General features: G+C 41.4%; 15 protein-coding genes, 6 tRNA genes and 3 pseudogenes. 22 read left to right on the top strand and 2 right to left on the bottom strand.

The window, feature by feature from the left end; all coding sequences use genetic code 11:
* Window positions 1-57 precede the first annotated feature (57 nt).
* The 11 genes and pseudogenes from mazG (at window position 58) to rpoS (ending at window position 10,351) form a co-directional block, all read left to right on the top strand.
* Window positions 58-882: a nucleoside triphosphate pyrophosphohydrolase gene (gene mazG, locus L0B17_RS15205; RefSeq protein WP_235085942.1), complete on the top strand. Its 825-nt coding sequence runs from the start codon at window positions 58-60 to the stop codon at window positions 880-882.
* A gap of 161 nt (window positions 883-1,043) precedes the next feature.
* A complete protein-coding gene (locus L0B17_RS15200; protein WP_235085940.1) occupies window positions 1,044-2,681 on the top strand; it encodes a CTP synthase in 1,638 nt (545 codons plus the stop codon).
* Between the two features lie 266 nt (window positions 2,682-2,947).
* Window positions 2,948-4,249: a phosphopyruvate hydratase gene (gene eno / locus L0B17_RS15195; protein WP_235085938.1), complete on the top strand. Its 1,302-nt coding sequence runs from the start codon at window positions 2,948-2,950 to the stop codon at window positions 4,247-4,249.
* A gap of 95 nt (window positions 4,250-4,344) precedes the next feature.
* Window positions 4,345-4,647, top strand: a complete 303-nt coding sequence (ftsB, locus tag L0B17_RS15190) for a cell division protein FtsB (protein WP_235085937.1) — start codon at window positions 4,345-4,347, stop codon at window positions 4,645-4,647.
* Window positions 4,648-4,651: 4 nt separating this feature from the next.
* A pseudogene (gene ispD / locus L0B17_RS15185) lies at window positions 4,652-5,354 on the top strand (2-C-methyl-D-erythritol 4-phosphate cytidylyltransferase).
* 13 nt (window positions 5,355-5,367) lie between these two features.
* Window positions 5,368-5,847 carry a 2-C-methyl-D-erythritol 2,4-cyclodiphosphate synthase gene (gene ispF, locus L0B17_RS15180; protein ID WP_235085935.1) on the top strand — a complete coding sequence of 160 codons (480 nt, stop codon included), beginning with the start codon at window positions 5,368-5,370 and terminating at the stop codon, window positions 5,845-5,847.
* A 14-nt stretch (window positions 5,848-5,861) separates the two neighbouring features.
* Window positions 5,862-6,929: a tRNA pseudouridine(13) synthase TruD gene (truD, locus tag L0B17_RS15175; RefSeq protein ID WP_235089861.1), complete on the top strand. Its 1,068-nt coding sequence runs from the start codon at window positions 5,862-5,864 to the stop codon at window positions 6,927-6,929.
* Between the two features lie 31 nt (window positions 6,930-6,960).
* Complete coding sequence (gene surE / locus L0B17_RS15170) at window positions 6,961-7,710, top strand: 5'/3'-nucleotidase SurE (protein ID WP_235089859.1); 750 nt, start codon at window positions 6,961-6,963, stop codon at window positions 7,708-7,710.
* A complete protein-coding gene (locus tag L0B17_RS15165) occupies window positions 7,707-8,342 on the top strand; it encodes a protein-L-isoaspartate(D-aspartate) O-methyltransferase (protein ID WP_235085933.1) in 636 nt (211 codons plus the stop codon). The genes surE and L0B17_RS15165 overlap by 4 nt, the downstream gene beginning before the upstream one ends.
* 39 nt (window positions 8,343-8,381) lie before the next feature.
* Window positions 8,382-9,305: a peptidoglycan DD-metalloendopeptidase family protein gene (locus L0B17_RS15160; protein ID WP_235085931.1), complete on the top strand. Its 924-nt coding sequence runs from the start codon at window positions 8,382-8,384 to the stop codon at window positions 9,303-9,305.
* A 77-nt stretch (window positions 9,306-9,382) separates the two neighbouring features.
* Window positions 9,383-10,351, top strand: a complete 969-nt coding sequence (rpoS, locus tag L0B17_RS15155; RefSeq protein WP_235085930.1) for an RNA polymerase sigma factor RpoS — start codon at window positions 9,383-9,385, stop codon at window positions 10,349-10,351.
* 64 nt (window positions 10,352-10,415) lie between these two features.
* Here rpoS and mutS read toward each other — a convergent pair.
* Window positions 10,416-13,027: pseudogene (gene mutS, locus L0B17_RS15150) on the bottom strand (DNA mismatch repair protein MutS).
* A gap of 328 nt (window positions 13,028-13,355) precedes the next feature.
* On the opposite strand from mutS, the gene recA reads away from it, so the two are divergent.
* Window positions 13,356-14,417: a recombinase RecA gene (gene recA, locus L0B17_RS15145; protein WP_235085928.1), complete on the top strand. Its 1,062-nt coding sequence runs from the start codon at window positions 13,356-13,358 to the stop codon at window positions 14,415-14,417.
* Window positions 14,418-14,641: 224 nt separating this feature from the next.
* Here the strand turns inward: recA and L0B17_RS15140 are convergent, their stop codons facing one another.
* Complete coding sequence (locus L0B17_RS15140) at window positions 14,642-15,037, bottom strand: DUF2391 family protein (RefSeq protein ID WP_235085927.1); 396 nt, start codon at window positions 15,035-15,037, stop codon at window positions 14,642-14,644.
* A gap of 318 nt (window positions 15,038-15,355) precedes the next feature.
* On the opposite strand from L0B17_RS15140, the gene alaS reads away from it, so the two are divergent.
* The 10 genes and pseudogenes from alaS to oadA all read left to right on the top strand — a co-directional run bounded on the left by alaS (window position 15,356) and on the right by oadA (window position 22,416).
* Window positions 15,356-17,980 (top strand): alanine--tRNA ligase, encoded by a 2,625-nt coding sequence (gene alaS / locus L0B17_RS15135; protein WP_235085926.1) that lies wholly within the window; start codon window positions 15,356-15,358, stop codon window positions 17,978-17,980.
* 403 nt (window positions 17,981-18,383) lie between these two features.
* Window positions 18,384-18,578 (top strand): carbon storage regulator CsrA, encoded by a 195-nt coding sequence (gene csrA / locus L0B17_RS15130; protein ID WP_226410645.1) that lies wholly within the window; start codon window positions 18,384-18,386, stop codon window positions 18,576-18,578.
* Between the two features lie 277 nt (window positions 18,579-18,855).
* Window positions 18,856-18,947: transfer RNA gene (locus tag L0B17_RS15125), tRNA-Ser, on the top strand.
* A 23-nt stretch (window positions 18,948-18,970) separates the two neighbouring features.
* Window positions 18,971-19,047 (top strand) — tRNA-Arg (locus L0B17_RS15120).
* Between the two features lie 23 nt (window positions 19,048-19,070).
* A tRNA-Arg gene (locus L0B17_RS15115) sits at window positions 19,071-19,147 on the top strand.
* 31 nt (window positions 19,148-19,178) lie between these two features.
* A tRNA-Arg gene (locus L0B17_RS15110) sits at window positions 19,179-19,255 on the top strand.
* Between the two features lie 8 nt (window positions 19,256-19,263).
* A tRNA-Ser gene (locus L0B17_RS15105) sits at window positions 19,264-19,355 on the top strand.
* A 76-nt stretch (window positions 19,356-19,431) separates the two neighbouring features.
* Window positions 19,432-19,508, top strand: a tRNA-Arg gene (locus L0B17_RS15100).
* Between the two features lie 871 nt (window positions 19,509-20,379).
* A complete protein-coding gene (locus L0B17_RS15095) occupies window positions 20,380-20,613 on the top strand; it encodes an OadG family protein (RefSeq protein WP_235085924.1) in 234 nt (77 codons plus the stop codon).
* Between the two features lie 20 nt (window positions 20,614-20,633).
* Window positions 20,634-22,416 (top strand): annotated as a pseudogene (gene oadA, locus L0B17_RS15090) (sodium-extruding oxaloacetate decarboxylase subunit alpha).
* Window positions 22,417-22,418: the final 2 nt, after the last annotated feature.

Here is a 22,418-nt window from a genome sequence, read left to right as displayed (position 1 = left end):
GCCAATAAATTGCCGCTATAAAAGCCGATGTAATTTTTATAGGTGAGTGAAACCAGAATGGATGCTACACCCCACGCGGATATTCAACCGTTACTTAATATAATGAAAAAACTGCGCGATCCTGAAACGGGCTGCCCATGGGACTTAGCGCAAAACTTTCATACCATAGTACCTTTTACCTTAGAAGAAGCCTATGAAGTAGCAGATGCAATAGAGCGCACCGCATGGGATGAATTACCTGATGAACTAGGTGATTTACTGTTTCAGGTAGTGTTTTACTGTCAACTCGCAACCGAGCAAGGTAAGTTTGACTTTGCCACTGTAATCGAGCGCATTTGCACTAAACTCGTCCGCCGACATCCACATATTTTCAGTAATATAGGCACCTCAGCAGAGCAAACCGCGGCTCAAGTTAAGCACAGCTGGGAAGCGATTAAAGCGCAGGAGCGTGCCGATAAGCAGCAACTGTCGTTGTTAGATGATATTCCGCATGCTTTTCCTGCTTTAAAACGAGCGGCAAAAATTCAACAAAGAGTAGCTAAAGTTGGCTTTGACTGGCCTGAACTTGAGCCTGTAGTGGCAAAAGTATACGAAGAAATAGATGAAGTGTTGGTAGAAGCTAAATTACTTGATACCGATCCTGCGCGCTACCAACCTAGAGTGCAGGATGAGATCGGTGATTTATTATTTGCGGTAGTCAATTTAGCCCGTCATTTAAATGTTGATCCGGAACAGGCATTAAGACAAGCCAATAGCAAATTTGAACGTCGTTTTCGGGGCGTTGAAGATTGTGTACAGCAAAGCGGGAAAAAATTTGATGAACATAGCCTTGAGCAGCTAGATCTGTACTGGACCCAAGTAAAGCTGCAAGAAAAACGTTAATTCTTTATTTTTCATTTAGGCTAATCAGCAGCCTGAGTGTTTATCGTCTAAATGATCGCTGTTTTGATTTGTCGAATCGTTGTGGCTTTGGTACAATGTCTCCCCGTCCTAGTGCTTTCTTACAAGCACGTATTTTTCCAACACATTTTCTCAGGTTCAGCATGACTACAAGGTATATCTTCGTTACTGGTGGCGTTGTTTCATCACTAGGTAAAGGCATTGCAGCAGCTTCATTAGCGGCAATTTTAGAGGCTCGCGGCCTTAATGTAACCATTATGAAACTGGACCCATACATCAACGTTGATCCAGGTACAATGAGCCCTACTCAGCACGGTGAAGTGTTCGTGACTGAAGATGGTGCTGAAACTGACTTAGACTTAGGTCATTATGAGCGTTTCATTCGTACTAAAATGAATCGTCGTAATAACTTCACTACTGGCAGTATTTACGAAGAAGTGCTTCGCAAAGAACGCCGCGGTGATTATTTAGGTGCAACCATTCAGGTTATTCCGCATATTACTAATGCGATTAAAGAAAAAGTCATTGCTGGTGGCGAAGGGCATGATGTTGCTATTGTTGAAATAGGCGGCACTGTAGGTGATATCGAATCATTACCTTTCCTAGAGTCTATCCGTCAATTAGGTGCAGAACTTGGACGTGAACGCACCTTATTTATCCATTTAACCTTAGTGCCTTTCTTGGGTGCTGCGGGTGAAATTAAAACTAAGCCAACTCAGCATTCTGTTAAAGAATTACGCTCTATTGGTATTGCGCCTGACGTGCTCATTTGTCGTGGTGACCGTGCGGTTCCTGCTAATGAGAAAGCGAAGATTTCGTTATTCTGTAATGTGGAAGAGCGCGCTGTTATTTCATTAAAAGACGTTGATAGTATTTACAAAATACCAGCATTATTACGCTCACAAGGTTTAGATGACTTAGTCATAAAGCGTTTTAATATTGAATGTGCTGATGCTGATTTGTCTGAATGGGAAAACGTTATTTATCAAGAGGCTAACCCAAATGGTGAAGTGACCATTGGTATGGTTGGTAAGTATACTGAGTTACCAGATGCTTATAAATCTGTAAATGAAGCACTTAAGCATGCAGGTCTCAAAACACGCGTTTGTGTCAATATTAAGTATATTGATTCACAAACCGTTGAAGCTAAAGGCACAGATGTTTTACATGGTCTAGATGGTATTCTGGTTCCTGGTGGATTTGGTGAGCGCGGCATTGAAGGCAAAATTTTAGCGGCACAATATGCACGTGAGAATAATCTACCTTATTTTGGTATTTGTCTTGGTATGCAAGTCGCGTTAATTGAGTTTGCCCGTAATGTGGCCAATCTTGCAGATGCACATTCGACTGAGTTCAACAAAAATACGCCTTACCCTGTAGTGGGGTTAATTACAGAATGGATCAATGAAGACGGTGATGTAGAGCAACGTCATGAAGAATCTGATTTAGGCGGTACCATGCGTTTAGGTGCTCAACTTTGTCATTTACTTGAAGGTTCAAAAGCCGCAGAAGCCTATAAAGGTGTTTCTTGTGTCGAGCGCCATCGTCATCGTTATGAAGTGAATAACAATTACGTTGAGCGTTTAGAGAAAGCAGGTTTAGTCTTTAGTGGATTGTCTTCTGACCGTAAGTTAGTTGAAATGATTGAATTGCCAGATCACCCATGGTTTGTTGCAGGTCAATTCCACCCTGAATTTACCTCAACGCCTCGTGATGGGCATCCACTATTTGAAGGCTTTATTGCAGCTTCCTTTGCTTATCAGAAAAAAGATTTAAACTAATATTATAAGCCGCTGGTATTAACCTCAGCGGCTTTTTTTATGTTATTTATTTGCACATAATATACGCTAGATCAACTTGTGACTAAATTGATAGTTGCTGCTGAACCGAATTAGATTTATCCTAGTGTTTACGGATTTAAATTACCAAATTGAAAGTTAATACCAATAATAAGTTGTTAATTGAAGCTTAAATGGGTTTTTATTGGTGTTAATTTTTTATTATATTTAAAACTTTCAGTATTACTGACATTATTTACGAGGGAATTATGGCTAACATTATTAACGTCATCGGTCGCGAAATCATGGATTCACGCGGTAACCCAACTGTTGAAGCCGAAGTGCATTTAGAAGGCGGTTTTATGGGTATGGCAGCTGCGCCATCAGGTGCTTCTACGGGTAGTCGTGAAGCATTAGAATTACGTGATGGTGACAAATCTCGTTACTTAGGCAAAGGCGTATTAAATGCTGTTGCTGCAGTAAACGGTCCAATTGCACAGGCACTTAAAGGTAAAGATGCATTAGCTCAAGCGCAGCTTGACCAAATCATGATTGACTTAGATGGCACTGAAAACAAAGCAAAATTTGGCGCTAACGCCATTCTTGCTGTATCGCTTGCTATAGCAAAAGCGGCAGCAGCAGCTAAAGGTATTCCTTTGTATGCTCATATTGCTGATTTAAACGGCACTCCAGGTGTGTATTCTATGCCACTGCCTATGATGAACATTATCAATGGTGGTGAGCATGCTGATAACAGCGTTGATATTCAAGAATTTATGATCCAGCCTGTTGGCGCTGCGACCTTCCGTGAAGGTTTACGTATGGGCGCGGAAGTATTCCACAGCCTAGCTAAAGTATTAAAAGCTGGTGGTCACTCCACTGCGGTAGGTGATGAAGGTGGTTTTGCACCAAACCTTGAGTCAAACGAAGCTGCCCTTGTTGCAATTAAAGAAGCGGTTGCCAACGCAGGTTACGAGTTAGGTAAAGATATCACTTTAGCTATGGATTGTGCTGCATCTGAGTTTTACGACAAACAAGCCAACATTTACGACCTTAAAGGCGAAGGCAAAAAGTTTACTTCTGAAGAGTTCAACTTCTTCTTACAAGGTCTAACTGAACGTTATCCAATCGTGTCGATAGAAGATGGCTTAGATGAGTCAGACTGGGATGGTTTCGCTCACCAAACTAAACTAATGGGCGACAAAATCCAATTAGTCGGTGATGATTTATTTGTAACCAATACAAAAATTCTTAAGCGTGGTATCGACAATGGTATCGCTAACTCAATTTTAATTAAATTCAACCAAATCGGTTCGTTAACTGAAACATTGGCTGCAATTAAAATGGCTAAAGATGCTGGCTTTACTGTGGTGATCTCTCATCGTAGTGGTGAAACAGAAGATTCAACAATTGCTGATCTTGCAGTGGGTACAGCGGCAGGACAAATCAAAACTGGCTCACTAAGCCGTAGTGATCGTGTGGCTAAATATAACCAATTACTGCGTATAGAAGAAGCACTAGGTTCAAAAGCACCTTATAACGGTCTTAAAGAAGTTAAAGGCCAAGGTTAATATTTTGCTTTGTTGATTAAAAAGGCCACCACTCGGTGGCCTTTTTTGTTGTATCATAAGCTTATTCATCATTTCGGATAATTTGCTTAGCTACCATGAAGAAACTTTTATTCGCACTAACGGCTTTGTTAGCGCTACTCCAATTAAGACTATGGATGGGCGAGAATAACTTATCTGAATATTTTCTGCTGCAAACTCAAATTCAGGCACAGCAAGACAGCAACGCTAAGTTGAACGCTCGAAATCAAATTCTTAAAGCAGAAATTATCGATCTTAAAAGTGGCACTGAAGCGATTGAAGAGCGTGCCCGTAATGAGTTAGGCCTTGTAAAAGAAGGTGAGACTTTTTACCGCGTAGTCGGTGCTGAATTGCGTGATCGAAATAGTTTGGGCCAATAATTTCATGACATCTTCTATTCCTTATATTGTAGCCATTGTTCCTGCTGCTGGTATCGGCAGCCGCATGGGGACTGATATTCCCAAGCAATATTTAACCTTAGGTGAGCAAACTATTTTGGCGCACACTTTAACGCGCTTATTGTCTCATCCAGCCATTGATAAAGTGATTATCGCTTTACATCCCCAAGACACTTTTTTCGCAAATCTACCCCAAGCATTAGATCCTAAGTTGGTGCAAGTGATTGGTGGGGGAGAACGAGCTGATTCGGTATTGGCCGCACTTGAAGAAGCAGATTTAAATGCTTGGGCATTAGTCCATGATGCTGCAAGGCCGTGTATTACCCACAAAGATATCGATAAACTCATTAATGCCATTAGCCAGTATCCACAAGGCGCTATTCTAGCCGCTCCGGTAAGAGATACCATGAAGCGCTCAAATGCCAATGGAACAATTCAACAAACGGTAGATAGGGTTCAATTATGGCATGCATTAACGCCGCAGTTGTTTCCAGTATTAGCTCTAAGACAAAATCTTAAACACGCATTACATGCTAAAGCGACGATTACAGATGAAGCCAGTGCCATGGAATGGGCGGGTATTCAGCCAGGGCTTAGTTTCGGGTAGAGTTGATAATATTAAAATTACTCACTTTGATGATTTACAGCTAGCACAACTTTTTTTAAAGCAGCAATCAATATCAGAATAGACAGGACAACAAAATGAAAATGCGTATTGGTCATGGCTTTGATGTACATAAGTTTGGCGCAGATAAGCCGCTTATTCTAGGTGGTGTGATTGTTCCGTATGAGACAGGTCTTATTGCTCACTCCGATGGTGATGTCATTTTACATGCTGTTAGTGATGCTATTCTAGGAGCGATGGCATTAGGAGATATAGGTAAACATTTTCCCGATACCGATGCCGAATATGCAGGTGCTGATAGTCGTGTGCTACTTAGACACTGTTACGAGTTAGCGCTGCACAAGGGCTACAAAATAGGTAATTTGGATGTTACTGTCATTGCACAGGCACCCCAAATGGCACCTCATATTGAGGCTATTCGACAGTGTTTAGCACTCGATTTACACACATCTATTGATGATATTAATGTCAAAGCGACTACGACAGAAAAGCTAGGGTTTACTGGACGTAAGGAAGGCATTGCTGTTGAATCTGTTGTATTAATGATACAGAAATAGGAATAATGAAAATGATAACTGATCTGTATTATTTATATGGGCAACCAAACAGTACCGCTGATTTACGTACTCATAATAGTGACTTTATCGTAGAGGAAATTTTACCGTTTTCACCTACAGGTGAAGGCGAGCATCATATGCTGCATATTCGCAAAGATGGTCTCAATACTGGGCATGTCGCTGAAGTGCTGGCCAAATTTGCTAAAGTTCACCCGAAAGAGGTGACTTATGCCGGCCAGAAAGACAAAAATGCTCAAACTGAACAGTGGTTTGGCGTTCGTATACCCGGAAAAGAAACACCCGATTGGCAACAATTAAATAGTGACCAACTGACGATATTATCCAGTGCTCGTCACGGTAAAAAGCTGCGTATTGGTGCACTACTTGGTAATCGTTTTACACTTACGCTGCGCAATGTGACTAATATCGACGCTTTGAAACAAAGGTTTAATCAAATTGCCGCCGTTGGTGTGCCCAACTATTTTGGTGAACAACGTTTTGGTCACAACGGTAAAAATTTACAGCAAGGAAGGCAAATGCTTTCGGGCGCGCGTAAAGTACATGATAGATCGAAAAAAAGCATGTATTTATCCGCGGTGCGATCACACATCTTTAATCAGGTTGCCTCTTACCGACTTGAGCATCATCAGCTTCAGCCTTTAGCTGGAGATTGCGTTATGTTGGCGGGCAGCAAGAGTTATTTTGTCGCCGAGCAGTGGGATGAGTTGCTGCTGAAACGTTTACAAGAAGATGATATTGGCTTTTCAGTCCCATTGTGGGGCAGAGGGCAACCACTTGCTTTAACTGAAGCTGCGGCTATGGAAGCGGCAGCGATAGCTGCATTCGAAGATGATTTATACGGACTTGAAAATGCGGGCTTGAGCCAAGAGCGACGCTTGTTATTATTAAAGCCTCAGGCAATGAAATTACGGGTTGATGGTGATGTTTGCACTATTGAATTTATGTTACCTGCTGGAAGTTATGCGACATCGGTATTACGTGAGTTAGTCGATTATCAAGATATAAAAGATGAGCAATGGAAAACCATGGTTGCAGATCAGCAAGCTCAAGCCAACTCATAAGCTTAATCACTAAATGGATGAATCAACTCAAATGATCAATATTCTTGTCAGTAACGACGATGGTGTAAATGCACCAGGAATAATTGCATTAAGTGATGCGCTTAACGCGTTCGCGAAGGTGTTAACTGTTGCCCCCGACAGAAATTGTTCTGGTGCCAGTAATTCGCTAACGTTAACTAATCCATTAAGAATAAACAACTTAGATAATGGATACGTTTCAGTTAACGGCACACCAACAGATTGCGTCCATTTAGCAATAAGACAATTATGCCAAGTTGAGCCTGATATTGTGATATCAGGAATTAATGCTGGAGCGAATATGGGCGATGATACTTTATATTCAGGCACTGTTGCAGCAGCGATGGAAGGGCGCTTTTTAGGATTGCCCGCAGTTGCCATTTCATTAGTTGGAAAAAATTTACAGCATTATCAAAGCGCCGCAGATTATGCTGCAAGAATAGTTAAACATTTACTCGCACACCCTATTGAATCTAATCAAATTTTAAATGTGAATGTGCCTGATCTACCGCTTGATCAAATTAAGGGTATCAAAGTTACACGCCTTGGTGCTCGGCATAAAGCGGAAGGTATGGTTAAAACCCAAGACCCAGCAGGTAAAGACATATATTGGCTTGGCCCTGTAGGCGCAGAGCAAGATGCTGGTGAGGGAACCGATTTTGGTGCTGTAGCCGATGGGTACGTTTCGATAACGCCATTGACGGTTGATTTAACGGCTTATAATCAATTAACAAAGTTAGCTGACTGGGTAACGAGAATATGACCGGAGTGTCGTCTGCACGTGCAACGAATTTAGCTAAAAAACTGGCTGAGTCGGGGATCAAATCATCCGTGGTACTTGAGGCTGTCGCCAATACACCGCGGGAGTTATTTCTTGATAATGCACTTGCACATAAAGCATACGAGAATACCGCTTTACCTATCGGGCAAGGGCAAACCATATCACAACCCTATATTGTCGCAAGAATGACCGAGCTATTATTGCAGACCAAACCACAACGAGTGTTAGAGATTGGTACTGGCTCAGGTTATCAAGCCGCAGTTTTAGCGCAGTTAGTGCCAGAGCTTTGTACAATAGAGCGAATTAAGTCGTTACAAATTCAAGCAAGGCAAAGACTCAAAAAGTTAGATCTTCATAACGTCTCTTTTAAGTATGGTGATGGTTGGAAAGGGTGGAGTAATCGTGGTCCATTTAATGGCATCATGGTTACTGCAGCTGCTGCGAGTGTGCCGCAAGCGTTATTAGAGCAACTTGCAGAAGGAGGAGTATTAATTATTCCAGTTGGTGACGATACCCAACAATTGCTGAAAATAACCCGCCGTGGGGATGAATATAAATCCCAAGTAATTGAAGCGGTCAAATTTGTGCCATTAGTTAATGGCGATCTAGCATAAGCTTGTCTTTGTGCTATTCAGCTTAAAGGATTGTATTTGATGTGTTCGTTTTTACTTCGACTTTCCATATTATCGATATTTCTATCTGGTTGTAGTTTTCAGGCTAATCAGCCTGCGCCAGTGGAGAATATTTCATCCAGCACTTATAGCCCTAAATATAATCGTGGTTCATTGACAGATTCTGCTTATATAGTTAAAAAAGGGGACACTCTTTATTCTATTTCCTGGGGCGCAGGGCGAAATTTTACCGAAGTCGCAAGACTGAATAATCTTAAGATGCCTTATACTATTTACCCTGGTCAGAAGATTGAATTAGCCGACAGATCAGCAAATAGTGCGGCACAAAATAGTCACTATAATACTTCAGTTGTAACATCTCAGGCTGCAACATTACCTTACCCCAGAGTTAATTCGAGTAAAAATTCTAAAATAAATCAACCGCAAACCCGCTTGGAACCTAATCAAACGGTAAATGCGACAACAGTGAAAAAAGTTCTTGATCACCAAGCTAAGCCTGCGTATTCTGTAACAACTACCCAACATAAAATTAACCAAACTGAAAGTCCACTGATAGCCGATTTACCCAGTAAAGTGCAGAAGTGGTACTGGCCCGTAAAAGGAAAAATAGTCGGTTATTTTTCTTCTAGTGAGCAAGGCAATCAAGGTATAAAGATTGCAGGAAACCGCGGTGATATTATACAGGCTGCGGCAGATGGGAGAGTCGTTTACGCAGGAGATGCGTTACGTGGATACGGAAACTTAGTGATTATCAAGCATAACGATGAATACTTAAGCGCCTATGCACACACCGACAAGATTCTGGTTAAAGAAAAGCAATATGTTAGCGCAGGTCAAACAGTTGCAAAAATGGGAAGTACCAGGGCAAACCAAGTGATGTTACATTTTGAAATTCGTCATCATGGTAAGTCTGTCAACCCATTACGATATCTACCTAAACAGTAATTGTTTAGCAACATAAATAACGGAGGATGATCAAGTGTAGATTTTAAACATCACAATTAAGGTTTGGGAGAGCAATTATGAGCCAGAAAATAAGTACTGCTATAGCAGAACAATCTGTTGATCAAGCTAAAAAACCACAAGACGTTGCAACTACAGACACGTTAGTTCAACAATTAGACATTGAAGAAAAAGTCCAAGACGACTTACATAAAAATTTAGATGCCACTCAATTATATTTAGGTGAAATTGGTTTCTCACCACTGCTAAGCGCAGAGGAAGAAGTTTTCTTTTCACGTAAAGCCCTCAAAGGTTGCGCAAAATCTCGTAACCGAATGATCGAAAGTAACCTTCGTCTCGTGGTAAAAATTGCCCGAAGATATAATAATCGTGGTCTAGCCTTACTTGATCTTATTGAAGAAGGTAATTTAGGACTGATCCGAGCGGTTGAAAAATTTGATCCTGAACGTGGTTTCCGTTTTTCAACTTATGCGACTTGGTGGATCCGTCAGACCATCGAGCGCGCCATCATGAATCAAACGCGTACTATCCGTTTGCCTATTCATGTTGTAAAAGAATTAAATGTCTACCTGAGAACCGCGAGACAACTTGCGCAAAAATTAGATCATGAACCAACCGCAGAAGAAATTGCTGAAAAATTAGATGTCTCTACCGGTGATGTAAGCAGAATGCTAAAACTGAATGAGCGTATTACTTCGGTGGATATGCCCATTGGTGGTGATAATGATAGTGCCTTACTCGATGTGATCGCCGATGATGACTCCGTAGGACCTGATCACCGCGTTCAAGATGAAGATTTATCTAATTCGATTGTGGGTTGGTTAAATGAATTAAATACTAAGCAGCGAGAAGTACTTGCCCGCCGATTTGGTTTATTAGGCTACGAGCCTTCGACCCTTGAAAATGTCGGTGCTGAAATTGGCTTAACACGGGAAAGAGTGCGTCAAATCCAGGTTGAAGCTTTAAAACGCCTTAAGGATATATTAGGTCAACAAGGCTTATCAGTTGAGGCACTTTTTCAAGATTAGTTTGTTTATAAAGAGTAATGACAGATTAAAAACGCCATATGAAATGTCATATGGCGTTTTTGTTTTATATAGACTTAGCTAGTTGTTTTAATTGATATAAATACTCTAGTGCTTGTTTTGGCGTTAGCTCGTCAGGATTAATGGATGTCAATTTTTCAGCCAAAGGTGAATAATCAATGTGCGGCATACTTAAGCTCATTTGTGTCGATGTATTCTGGTTAATATGAGAATTTTTAACACCAAAATTATTAACACCAGAGTTATCGTCGCGGCTTTCTAATTGATGTAGCTTATGCTTAGCGGCGCTGATCACTTGCTGAGGTATACCTGCTAAAGCGGCAACCTGTAGGCCATAACTTTTACTCGCGGCACCGTCTTGAACGGCATGCATAAAGGCAATCGTGTCTTGATGTTCAATGGCATCTAAATGTACATTAACCACGCCATCGAGTAATTCTGGTAATTGTGTTAACTCAAAATAATGAGTCGCAAATAAGGTGAGAGCACCGACTTTTTGGGCAAGGTACTCAGCAGCAGACCAAGCTAACGATAAACCGTCATAAGTAGATGTTCCCCAGCCGATTTCATCCATCAATACTAAACTTTGTTTGCTAGCATTATGCAAAATATTAGCAGTCTCAGTCATTTCCACCATAAAGGTTGAACGTCCTGATGCAAGGTCATCTGAGGCGCCAATGCGGGTAAAAATACGATCAACATGACCAATTTCAGCACTCTGTGCAGGCACAAAACAACCAATATGAGCCATCAAGGTGATTAACGCGACTTGTCGCATGTAGGTTGATTTACCGCCCATATTAGGTCCGGTTACAATCAGCATTTTTCGTTTTGGTGATAAGCGCACTGGGTTAGCAATAAAAGGCTTTTGACTGACCTTTTCTACCACAGGATGACGACCCGCTTCGATAGCAATACCAATATCATTCGTCATAGTTGGGCAGTGATAAGATAAGGTTTCTGCTCGTTCTGCAAAATTACTAATCACATCAAGTTCTGCTGCTGCATTGGCAAATTGTTGTAATTCATGAAGCTTAGGAAGTAGTAAGTCAAACAATTCTTCCCATAGGCGTTTCTCTAATGCGAGCGCTTTACCTTGGCTTGAAAGCACTTTCTCTTCATGCTCTTTAAGTTCAGGGGTAATGTAACGCTCTGTCCCTTTTAACGTTTGTCGACGTTGATAATGAATAGGGACTCGATCAGACTGTAGTCGGCTAACTTCAATGTAATAACCATGCACGCGGTTATAGCCCACTTTTAAGGTGTTGATGCCGGTCTGTTGTTTCTCGCGAGTTTCTAGCTCATCTAGATAATCACTGGCGCCTTCACTTAATCTACGCCATTCGTCTAGCTCACTGTTATAACCATCTTTGATGACGCCGCCATCACGGATCAATACAGGTGGGTTATCAATAATTGCCAGGTTAGTAAATCATATTCATTTGGGAACTCACCTAATAGGGTGGCCAAACTAGTCATCTGTGGCTGTTGGCAAGTTTGCAGCGTTTGTTTAATTTCTGGTAATAGACCTAAAGCTTGCTTAAGTCGAGCAAAGTCTCGTGGGCGGGCACTTCTTAATGCCAAACGGGCCATTATTCGTTCTATATCGCCAAGTGCTTTTAGTTGCTGGTGTAAAACAGAGTATAGATCTTGTTCTATTAACTCTTGAACAGCATTATGACGCTGGGTTATTTGTTTGCGATCGCGCAGTGGTTGGTGGATCCAACGTTGTAACATGCGACTCCCCATTGGCGTCGCCGTACTATCTAATACCCATGAAAGCGTGTTTTCACGTCCGCCAGAAAGATTTTGGGTGAGTTCAAGGTTTCGTCTGGTGGCGGCATCTAAAATAATCGAATCAGCTTGATTAAAGCGCACAATAGAATTGATATGCGGCAGAGCTGTTTTTTGAGTATCTTTAACATATTGCATCAAACAGCCAGCAGCCTGTAATGCTAACCGAGCATCATGAATGCCAAAGCCATGTAAGTCTTTAGTACCAAATTGATTTAATAATAAATTGACACAGCTGTCATAATCAAACTCCCATTCAGGTCTGCGGCGAATACCTTTTAAATGATTGATTAGTATCATATCAGTGAAATCTTCACTGTAGAGTAATTCCGCCAGGCGAGTACGTTGGATCTCAGCTTCTAATGCTTCTCTTGAATCTAATTCTGAAATAACAAAACGACCAGAAGAAATATCTAATGTGGCAAAGCCATAACCGATCTTACCCTGGTAAAGCGCGGCTAATAAATTATCCTGACGTTCTTGTAATAAGGCTTCATCTGTCAATGTACCCGGTGTAACAATACGTACCACTTGACGATCAACCAGGCCCTTTGACGTAGCAGGATCGCCAATTTGCTCACAAATTGCGACCGATTGACCTATTTGAACCAACTTAGCCAAATAACCCTCTACCGCATGGTAAGGAAGACCTGCCATGGGGATCGGATCGCCACCACTTTTGCCGCGTGCAGTTAATGAAATACCGAGCATTTCAGAGGCTTTTTTAGCATCGTCATAAAAAAGCTCATAAAAGTCACCCATTCTATAAAATAACAGCATGTCAGGATGAGCGGCTTTCAGAGTCAAATACTGACGCATCATCGGAGTATGTTTCTCTAAATCTAGGCTAACAATTTCAGTCATGGGCTGTGTAATACTCTTTTTAATCATCTGTAGTTATTCATTAAGCATTGGTAGAATTAAGATGGCGTTTTTATTGACGGTAATCTTAACAAAATAAGCCGCAATAGGAAAAATACAAATTCATTATATTAGTATAAAATAATTAAAATATTGATTTTGTTGTTAAATAAAAAAAATTAACCTCAGCACTTGATACTGTATGATTATACAGTATACTGAACATCATATTGAGTTGGGTGACGATTTAAACGCCGCTTACAAACAAGATTATACACAGCAGTTTTACCATTAATTGTGAACAAAGTTATTGCCTGGAAGGGGTGTCAAAATGAAGGTTGATCCAAATAAAGAGAAAGCACTTGCCGCAGTGTTAAGCCAAATTGAAAAGCAATTCGGTAAAGGCTCTATCATGAAATTGGGCGAAGACCGCACCATGGATGTAGAAACTATTTCTACTGGTTCACTTTCATTGGACATAGCCCTTGGCGCTGGTGGGCTACCAATGGGACGTATTGTTGAAATTTACGGCCCAGAATCATCAGGTAAAACAACGCTGACCCTAGAGGTTATTGCCGCAGCACAACGTGAAGGAAAAACGTGTGCCTTTATCGATGCAGAGCATGCACTTGACCCTATTTATGCTAAAAAACTAGGCGTAGATATTGATAACTTATTATGTTCACAGCCAGATACAGGTGAGCAAGCATTAGAAATATGTGATGCGTTAACCCGTTCTGGCGCGGTAGATGTTATCGTGGTTGACTCGGTTGCCGCATTAACGCCTAAAGCTGAAATTGAAGGTGAGATTGGTGATTCGCACATGGGCCTTGCAGCACGTATGATGAGTCAAGCGATGCGTAAACTGGCTGGTAACCTTAAGCAATCAAATACTTTGCTTATTTTTATTAACCAAATTCGTATGAAAATTGGCGTGATGTTTGGTAGCCCTGAAACGACTACCGGTGGTAATGCACTTAAGTTTTATGCTTCTGTTCGTTTAGATATTCGTCGAACCGGCGCAATTAAAGATGGTGATGAAGTTGTCGGTAACGAAACTCGCGTTAAAGTGGTTAAAAACAAAATAGCTGCCCCCTTTAAGCAAGCTGAATTTCAAATTCTTTACGGTCAAGGTATTAACCGCACTGGTGAATTAGTGGACTTAGGTGTTGCGCATAAGCTAGTTGACAAAGCAGGTGCTTGGTACAGTTATAAAGGCGAAAAAATTGGTCAGGGTCGTGCTAATGCCGGTAAATTCTTAACCGAAAACCCAGCTATTGCACAAGAAATTGATAAGACATTACGTGAGATGTTACTTGGTTCAGGTACCAGTACAGGCGCAGCATCATCTACAGATGAAAATATTGATTTAGAAACCGGCGAAGTTTTTTAAGCTAAATTTGCTTTAGCTACTGGTTTATTTGAGTCGCGGTACGTCATTTACGTATCGCGACGTTTCATTTTAAGGAGGATAAGAACTCTCTTGTGATCCTCGCGGTGCTTACTCGATAAACCCGTCATTAGCTCAATGAAGTGAGTGATTCAATTTATTTGTAGCTTGAAAGCTAACCACATAACAATGGCCCACTTAAATACCCTATGTAATAGTGCTTATTATTACTCTTTATCAAAACTGTCCACAACAATCGCACCCATAGAGGCTGGCATAGTAATAACGATGACCCGTTTTAACGATATTAATGGTTCGACCAAAAATGGTAATTTGTCTAAACAAAATAAAACTAGTGCGACGACTAAAGCTGTCATCAAATAAGCGATAACAATACGAGAGATAAACACTATTTTTCTTGAGCGAATATTATGTTGAAAAACACTTTGGTAGGTATATAGCCCCAGAAAAATCACCGACAAGATAAATAGCATCAATAAATTGAAAAGTGGCAGTGTTTCACCTAATCGCCAGGCTTCCTCTGAAAATGAAATAGGTACCGCAAGCGCAAATGCGCCTACAAAAATTTGGCTGGCATCTTCGCCGTTGAAGTTAAACTTCATTATTTTCCCTTCTAAATATTGTCGTTTGAATAACTCACCACAAGTAGCAGTGTTCAAATAATATATGCATGATTGTTGAAGCACAAATTACCTTAAAGTGAGTGTTTGTGCACCAGTATTGACCATTATAGCAATTGAGAAGATTGTTAGTTTGATGCTATAACAAACATATTTGGCGATATGCTAATCTAATATTGTGCAGACGATAATCGCCTTACTCATCTCGCATTTTTGCGTAAATTCAGTATATAATGCCCCCATTTACTGGCTTGTATAGCAAGTTAGACACTTTTGTATTCTTTATATCAGGACGCATCCATGTTTCAGACCACTGCAGAGTTAAGAAGTGCTTTTTTAAAGTACTTTGAAGATAACGGACATCAAGTTTTAGACAGTAGTTCGCTGGTTCCAACTAACGACCCAACACTGTTATTTACCAATGCCGGCATGAACCAATTTAAAGATGTATTCTTGGGCATGGATAAACGCAGCTACACTCGTGCAACAACATCACAGCGCTGTGTCCGTGCTGGCGGTAAGCATAATGATTTAGACAATGTGGGTTACACCGCGCGTCATCATACCTTTTTTGAAATGCTAGGTAATTTCAGTTTTGGTGATTATTTTAAAGAAGAAGCGATTCGTTTTGCTTGGACCTTCTTAACTGAAACATTGAAGCTGCCAAAAGAAAGACTATGTGTGACCATCTATGAAACTGATGATGAAGCGTTTGAGCTTTGGAATAAAAAAATTGGCGTAGCTGCTGAGAATATAATTCGCATCGGTGACAATAAGGGCGGGGCTTATGCGTCAGATAACTTTTGGCAAATGGGTGACACAGGTCCTTGTGGTCCATGTTCTGAAATTTTTTATGACCATGGCGATCATATCTGGGGTGGCCGTCCAGGTTCACCCGAAGAAGATGGCGATCGTTTTATCGAAATTTGGAACATCGTATTTATGCAGTATAACCGCCAAGCTGACGGTGAGATGCTACCTTTACCTAAGCCATCGGTTGATACTGGTATGGGGATTGAGCGTATTGCCGCTATCATGCAAGGTGTACACTCAAACTATGAAATTGATATCTTCAAGCAACTTATTGCTAAAACAGCTGAAATAATAAACGTCACCGATTTAGAAAATAAATCATTGCGAGTTATCGCCGACCATATCCGTTCTTGCTCTTTCCTGATCGCCGATGGCGTTTTACCTTCTAACGAAGGCCGTGGTTATGTGCTCCGTCGTATTATTCGCCGCGCGGTACGTCACGGTAATAAACTTGGCGCTACTGATGCTTTCTTCTACAAGCTTGTGCCGACCTTAATTGCTGTTATGGGCGATGCGGCTAAAGGTTTAGCTGAAATGCAGGCGATTGTCGAAAAAGCGTTAAAAGCTGAAGAAGAACAATTTGCCCGCACCTTAGAGCGTGGCTTAGGCTTGCTTGATAACGCCCTCAATAGCTTGTCAGGCAAGGTGCTTGATGGTGACACTGCATTTAAACTTTATGATACCTATGGCTTCCCTGTGGATTTGACCGCAGATGTGTGCCGTGAACGTGATATTACCGTTGATGAGGTGGGTTTTGAAGCCGCAATGGCTGAGCAACGTAGCCGCGCCCAAGCTGCAGGTAACTTTGGCACTGATTACAACAAACAGTTAATTATTGATAAGCAAACCGCATTTTGTGGTTATAAAGGCTTAAGTGGTGAAGCGACAGTGGTTGCTTTGTACGTTGATGGCACTGAAGTAAGTGAAGTGACCGCTGGTCAAGAAGCTGTGATTGTTGTCGATAACACGCCTTTTTACGCTGAATCTGGCGGACAAGTTGGTGACCAAGGTGTACTAAATGCGCCAGGCGTTAGCTTTGAGGTGCTTGATACACAAAAATTTGGTCAGGCAACAGGTCATCAAGGTAAAGTCGTTCAAGGCAGTATAAAAATAGGCGCTAAGTTAAGCGCATTAGTGGATAAAAAGCTTAGACAAAGTACTGAACTTAACCATTCAGTGACTCACTTACTGCATGCCGCACTTCGTCAGGTATTAGGCAGTCATGTGACTCAAAAAGGTTCATTAGTGAATCCAGAACGTTTACGTTTTGACTTCTCACACTTTGAAGGCGTTAAAGCAACCGAAATTAAACAAATTGAAGAGTTAGTGAATACTCAAATTCGCTTAAATCATCAATTAAATACTCAAGAAATGGGGATCGATGAAGCCAAAGAAAAAGGCGCAATGGCGTTATTTGGCGAGAAATATGATGCTCAAGTGCGTGTTGTTACTATGGGTGACTTCTCTGTTGAGCTATGTGGTGGTACTCACGTTAGCCGCACCGGTGATATAGGCTTATTTAAGTTAACCTCTGAGAGCGGTATAGCGGCAGGCGTACGCCGTATTGAAGCCGTTACTGGCGCAGCTGCAATGGCTTATGTTGCCGAGCAACAAGCTCAACTAGAAGAAGCCGCAGCATTACTTAAGTCAGACAGTGCTTCGGTTATCACTAAATTAAAAGCACAGCTTGATAAAGTGAAACAACTTGAGAAAGACTTATCGCAAATGAAAGATAAGCTTGCTGCAGCAGCAAGTGCTGATTTAGCGGTTGATGCTATTGAAATTAATGGTATTAAAGTCTTAGTGAAAAAGCTTGAAGGCGTGGATGCTGGATCACTACGTGGTTTGCAAGATGAACTTAAGCAAAAGCTAAAGTCTGCCATTATCGTGTTAGGTGTTGCAACTGAAGGTAAAGTTAATTTGATTGCCGGTGTCAGTAATGACTTAACCAAGCAAGTGAAAGCCGGTGAGTTAGTGGCTATGATTGCTCAGCAGGTCGGTGGTAAAGGCGGTGGACGCCCAGACATGGCTCAAGCGGGCGGGACTCAACCTGAGAACTTAGATGCAGCATTAGCTCTAGTGTTACCTTGGTTGACTGAACGCTTAGGCTAGACAGTAGTCATTAATGAATAATAATACTTAAATCAAGCCTTAAAGTCGTGTTATTACATTTTAAGGCTTGAGTGTCATTGACACTTTTGGCATAGTTAACATAGTTTTGTTGCTGGTTATGATCACAGCGCGATTAACTTAACGCTTAAGTTAGCTCTAAAATGGTTTAATATATCGTGCATAGCGGGTTTGTTAACTATTTATTGTAATTGTCATTTTGTATGATCTAATGTCAATATACTTTTTTGTTGATGTTAGCTCATTTGTTAATTTTTGAATTATATATGCTTAATAGTCAAACTTTGTATTTGAAGTTACTATGACTTTTACTGAGCAAACCCTATAATAAACGCATATTACGGACAAAGCGTGTTATGCAGTGTGAACTAAAGGAGCAACCAATATGCTAATTTTGACTCGTCGTGTAGGCGAAACATTGATGATTGGTGATGAAGTCACTGTCACAGTATTAGGTGTCAAGGGTAACCAAGTACGTATTGGTGTCAATGCACCCAAAGAAGTATCTGTTCACCGTGAAGAGATTTACCAAAGGATCCAATCTGAAAAATCAGACTCATCGGATAGCGGTAACTTCTAAGCAGTTTTTGTTAGATATCGAAACGACTAAGTCAGCATATGCTGACTTTTTTGTTTTTAAGCGCGGCAATGTTTTTTTGAGCTCGGCAATAAATATGGTGGACGAGTTAGCTTATATTTTATTTGGCTAATATTATTTATTCACTTAATAGCACTGCATTTTGGCCTTATTTGCCGTTAAACCCCTCAATGTGCTTAAAAACAGTTCAAATGGTTAGCTGTTTGGAAAAAGGGTTTGACTTATTTTCGGCAAACAGTAATATGTGCGCCAAGAAAACGGAGAGGTGGCCGAGTGGCCGAAGGCGCTCCCCTGCTAAGGGAGTATGGGCTTTAACTCCCATCGAGGGTTCGAATCCCTCCTTCTCCGCCATTTCTTACAATAGTTAAATCGATGCGGATGTAGCTCAGCTGGATAGAGTACCTGGCTACGAACCAGGCGGTCGAAGGTTCGACTCCTTCCATCCGCACCATTTCTATTGTTGTGATTTTGAATGCGGATGTAGCTCAGCTGGATAGAGTACCTGGCTACGAACCAGGTGGTCGAAGGTTCGACTCCTTCCATCCGCACCATTCAAAATGAAAGACTGTAAACGACAAATTTGCGCGTGTAGCTCAGCTGGATAGAGTACCTGGCTACGAACCAGGCGGTCGGAGGTTCGACTCCTCCCACGCGCACCATATTTGACGGAGAGGTGGCCGAGTGGCCGAAGGCGCTCCCCTGCTAAGGGAGTATGGGCTTTAACTCCCATCGAGGGTTCGAATCCCTCCTTCTCCGCCATTCATTCATTATTGTTAATAGTGCTCAGCACTTTAATGGTATGCAGTGATTGGCATTAAGTACGAAATAAGATTTTGCGCGTGTAGCTCAGCTGGATAGAGTACCTGGCTACGAACCAGGCGGTCGGAGGTTCGACTCCTCCCACGCGCACCATATTAAAAAACCTGCTATTAATTAGCAGGTTTTTTTTTGCTTTAAATTTATATCTATTTAACCTGAACTCGGGATAAGAGATGGAAACAGAATGCTTAATATCAAAGCATTAGGGTTAAAATATTTCAAACTTGTCATTTGTTTTGCTAAACAAGGCGAATTAACGCGTCAATAGCTAGCCTATTGCAAGTTCATTCAACGCAGTTAGCGAGACAAAGGGCTGTTTGAAAACCTTTTATTATCCCGAGTTCAGGTTATTTAGCTCACGTGTAACAGATCACTGCTACAGCTACTTATGTTTTCCCCATTCTTAATCATCTGATGGACTTTTTGATAGCCAGAATGCTATCTCACAACTGAAATTTGACTTTATTGCTATGTTAAGTGGTTTTTTATTCAATAGCTGTGTCTTGGGTGAAAAATCAGAATGAATATCTGATTATTAATTCGTTTTTATAAGAATTATTGTTAACAATGATTTAACGATTGCGTCGTGATAGCTGTTAAAAGAAATTTATTGATGAATCTTTAGTAACTGGTTAGGTTTAATGAATAATTATCATTTGTTCCTGTTTAAGGTAACTGTTTTTGGTAAGACCATTTTACAGGTTGATAATGTTTTTGATATGATTTGTTTGTATTTTGTAACGTGCAAAGCCTTAAAAGTGTATCCGAATTTAGCTTTTACTAGATGAACTTTAGCTAATGTAGTTAGCTGTGACTGAATATTTATTCTGGAGGTGGTTTTAGATAGGTGCAAGCCAACGAAGCCGCTAATCATCATGACTTATACGCATGTCATTTACTTGGCATGGTATTCAATTCAGAAGCACACATTTATCGTATAGCACATTTATTACAGTGAGGGACTATGGTATCGATCAGCCAACAATTAGTTGATGCGCTTGGCATTATGGTAATGGGAATGGGCTTAGTGTTCATTTTCTTGAGTATTTTAATTGTCGGCATTGGAATAGTGGCTAAATATAGTCCAGTACCTGTTGAGCCAACACCAGAGCCAAACATCAACACGAGATCAACGACAGGTTTAAATCCTAAGTTAGTCGCCGCCATTACTTCTGCGATTCATCAGTATCGCGCGTAAGCATTTTTTTGGGAGCTTTTATGAGCAAGCCGTTAGTACTCACCGATGTCGTCCTGCGTGACGCCCACCAATCTTTACTTGCAACACGCCTGCGTATTGATGACATGTTACCTATTGCTCCGCTACTGGATAAAGTGGGTTATTGGTCATTAGAATCATGGGGTGGCGCGACTTTCGATTCTTGTATTCGCTATTTAGGTGAAGACCCATGGGATCGTATTCGTGAGCTTAAAAAGGCAATGCCAAACACGCCACAGCAAATGCTGTTACGTGGCCAGAATTTATTAGGTTACCGTCATTATGCCGATGACGTTGTGACTCGTTTTGTTGAGCGTGCTCACACCAATGGTGTCGATGTGTTCCGTATTTTTGATGCGATGAACGATGTGCGTAATTTAGAGACGGCAGTTAAAGCGGTTAAGAATGTGGGAGGGCACGCCCAGGGAACAATTTCATTCACCACTAGTCCGGTTCATACCCTTGATACTTGGGTTGATATGGCTAAACGTTTAGAAGACATGGGCGCAGATTCATTATGCATTAAAGATATGGCCGGCTTACTTAAGCCAATGCAAGCTTATGACTTAATTAGCCGTCTAAAAACGCAAACGGACTTAATGGTATCGATGCATTGTCATGCGACAACAGGTTTAAGCACAGCGACATACCAAAAGGCTATCGAAGCGGGTGTAGATGTATTAGATACCGCCATTTCTTCAATGAGCCAAACCTATGGCCATAGCGCCACCGAAACCTTGGTGGCAATGGTAGAGGATACCGATAGAGCCACTGGTTACGATATGGCTTTATTAGAAGAGATAGCCGCTTATTTCCGTGAGGTGCGTAAAAAATACGTTCGTTTTGAAGGTGCCCTAAAAGGCATTGATTCACGCATTTTACGTGCACAAGTGCCGGGGTGGCATGTTAACTAACATGGAAAATCAGCTAAAAGAGCAAGGCGCAGCAGACAAGATGGATGCCGTGTTAGCTGAAATTCCACGTGTGCGTGCCGATTTAGGTTTTTTACCTTTAGTCACGCCAACGTCACAAATTGTTGGTTCTCAATCCGTGATTAATGTGTTGATGGGTGAACGATACAAGTCGATGACCAAAGAAACCGAAGGTGTGCTCAAAGGTGAATATGGTGCAACACCCGCGCCAGTCAATGCTGAGCTGCAAGCTCGTGTATTAAAAGGAGAGCAAGCCATTACTTGTCGTCCTGCTGATTTAATCGCACCTGAATTAGATAAACTACGAACAGAGCTCGCTGCTAAAGCCCAAGAGGAAGGTTTTACCTTAGCGGCGGAATCTGATGACGATGTGATGACATATGCGTTATTTAATCAAATTGGTCTTAAATTTCTTCAAAATCGGGGTAACCCTGATGCCTTTGAACCTGTGCCGTCCGCAGATGATTTAGTGGTTAAAGCCGATAAAGAAAAAGGGCCAGAAACCTATACCGTCAATGTTGAAGGTCAAAGCTTTGTTGTTGAGGTCAGCCAAGGCGGCGAAATTAGCCAAATTGTCCCTGCTACCGCGTCCCATACTACAATGCCTACACCTGTCGCCTCAGCGCCGACGGGGGCTGTTAAACACAGTATGAGAGCGCCTCTGTCAGGTAATATATTCAAAGTGCTTGTCACTAACGGCCAAGCAATTAAAGCGGGTGAAGTGGTTATCATTCTTGAAGCTATGAAAATGGAAACCGAAGTGCGTGCGAACGAAGACGGTGTTGTGACTAATCTTGCTGTCAAGCAAGGCGACAGTGTCACGGTTGGTTCAGCTTTATTAGATTTGGCGTAAGA

This window comes from Shewanella sp. OMA3-2, assembly GCF_021513195.1.
In the GTDB taxonomy this organism is placed as follows: Bacteria; Pseudomonadota; Gammaproteobacteria; order Enterobacterales; family Shewanellaceae; genus Shewanella.
The sequence above is the reverse complement of the archived record's forward strand: the minus strand, read 5'-3'. Positions and strand labels throughout refer to the sequence as shown.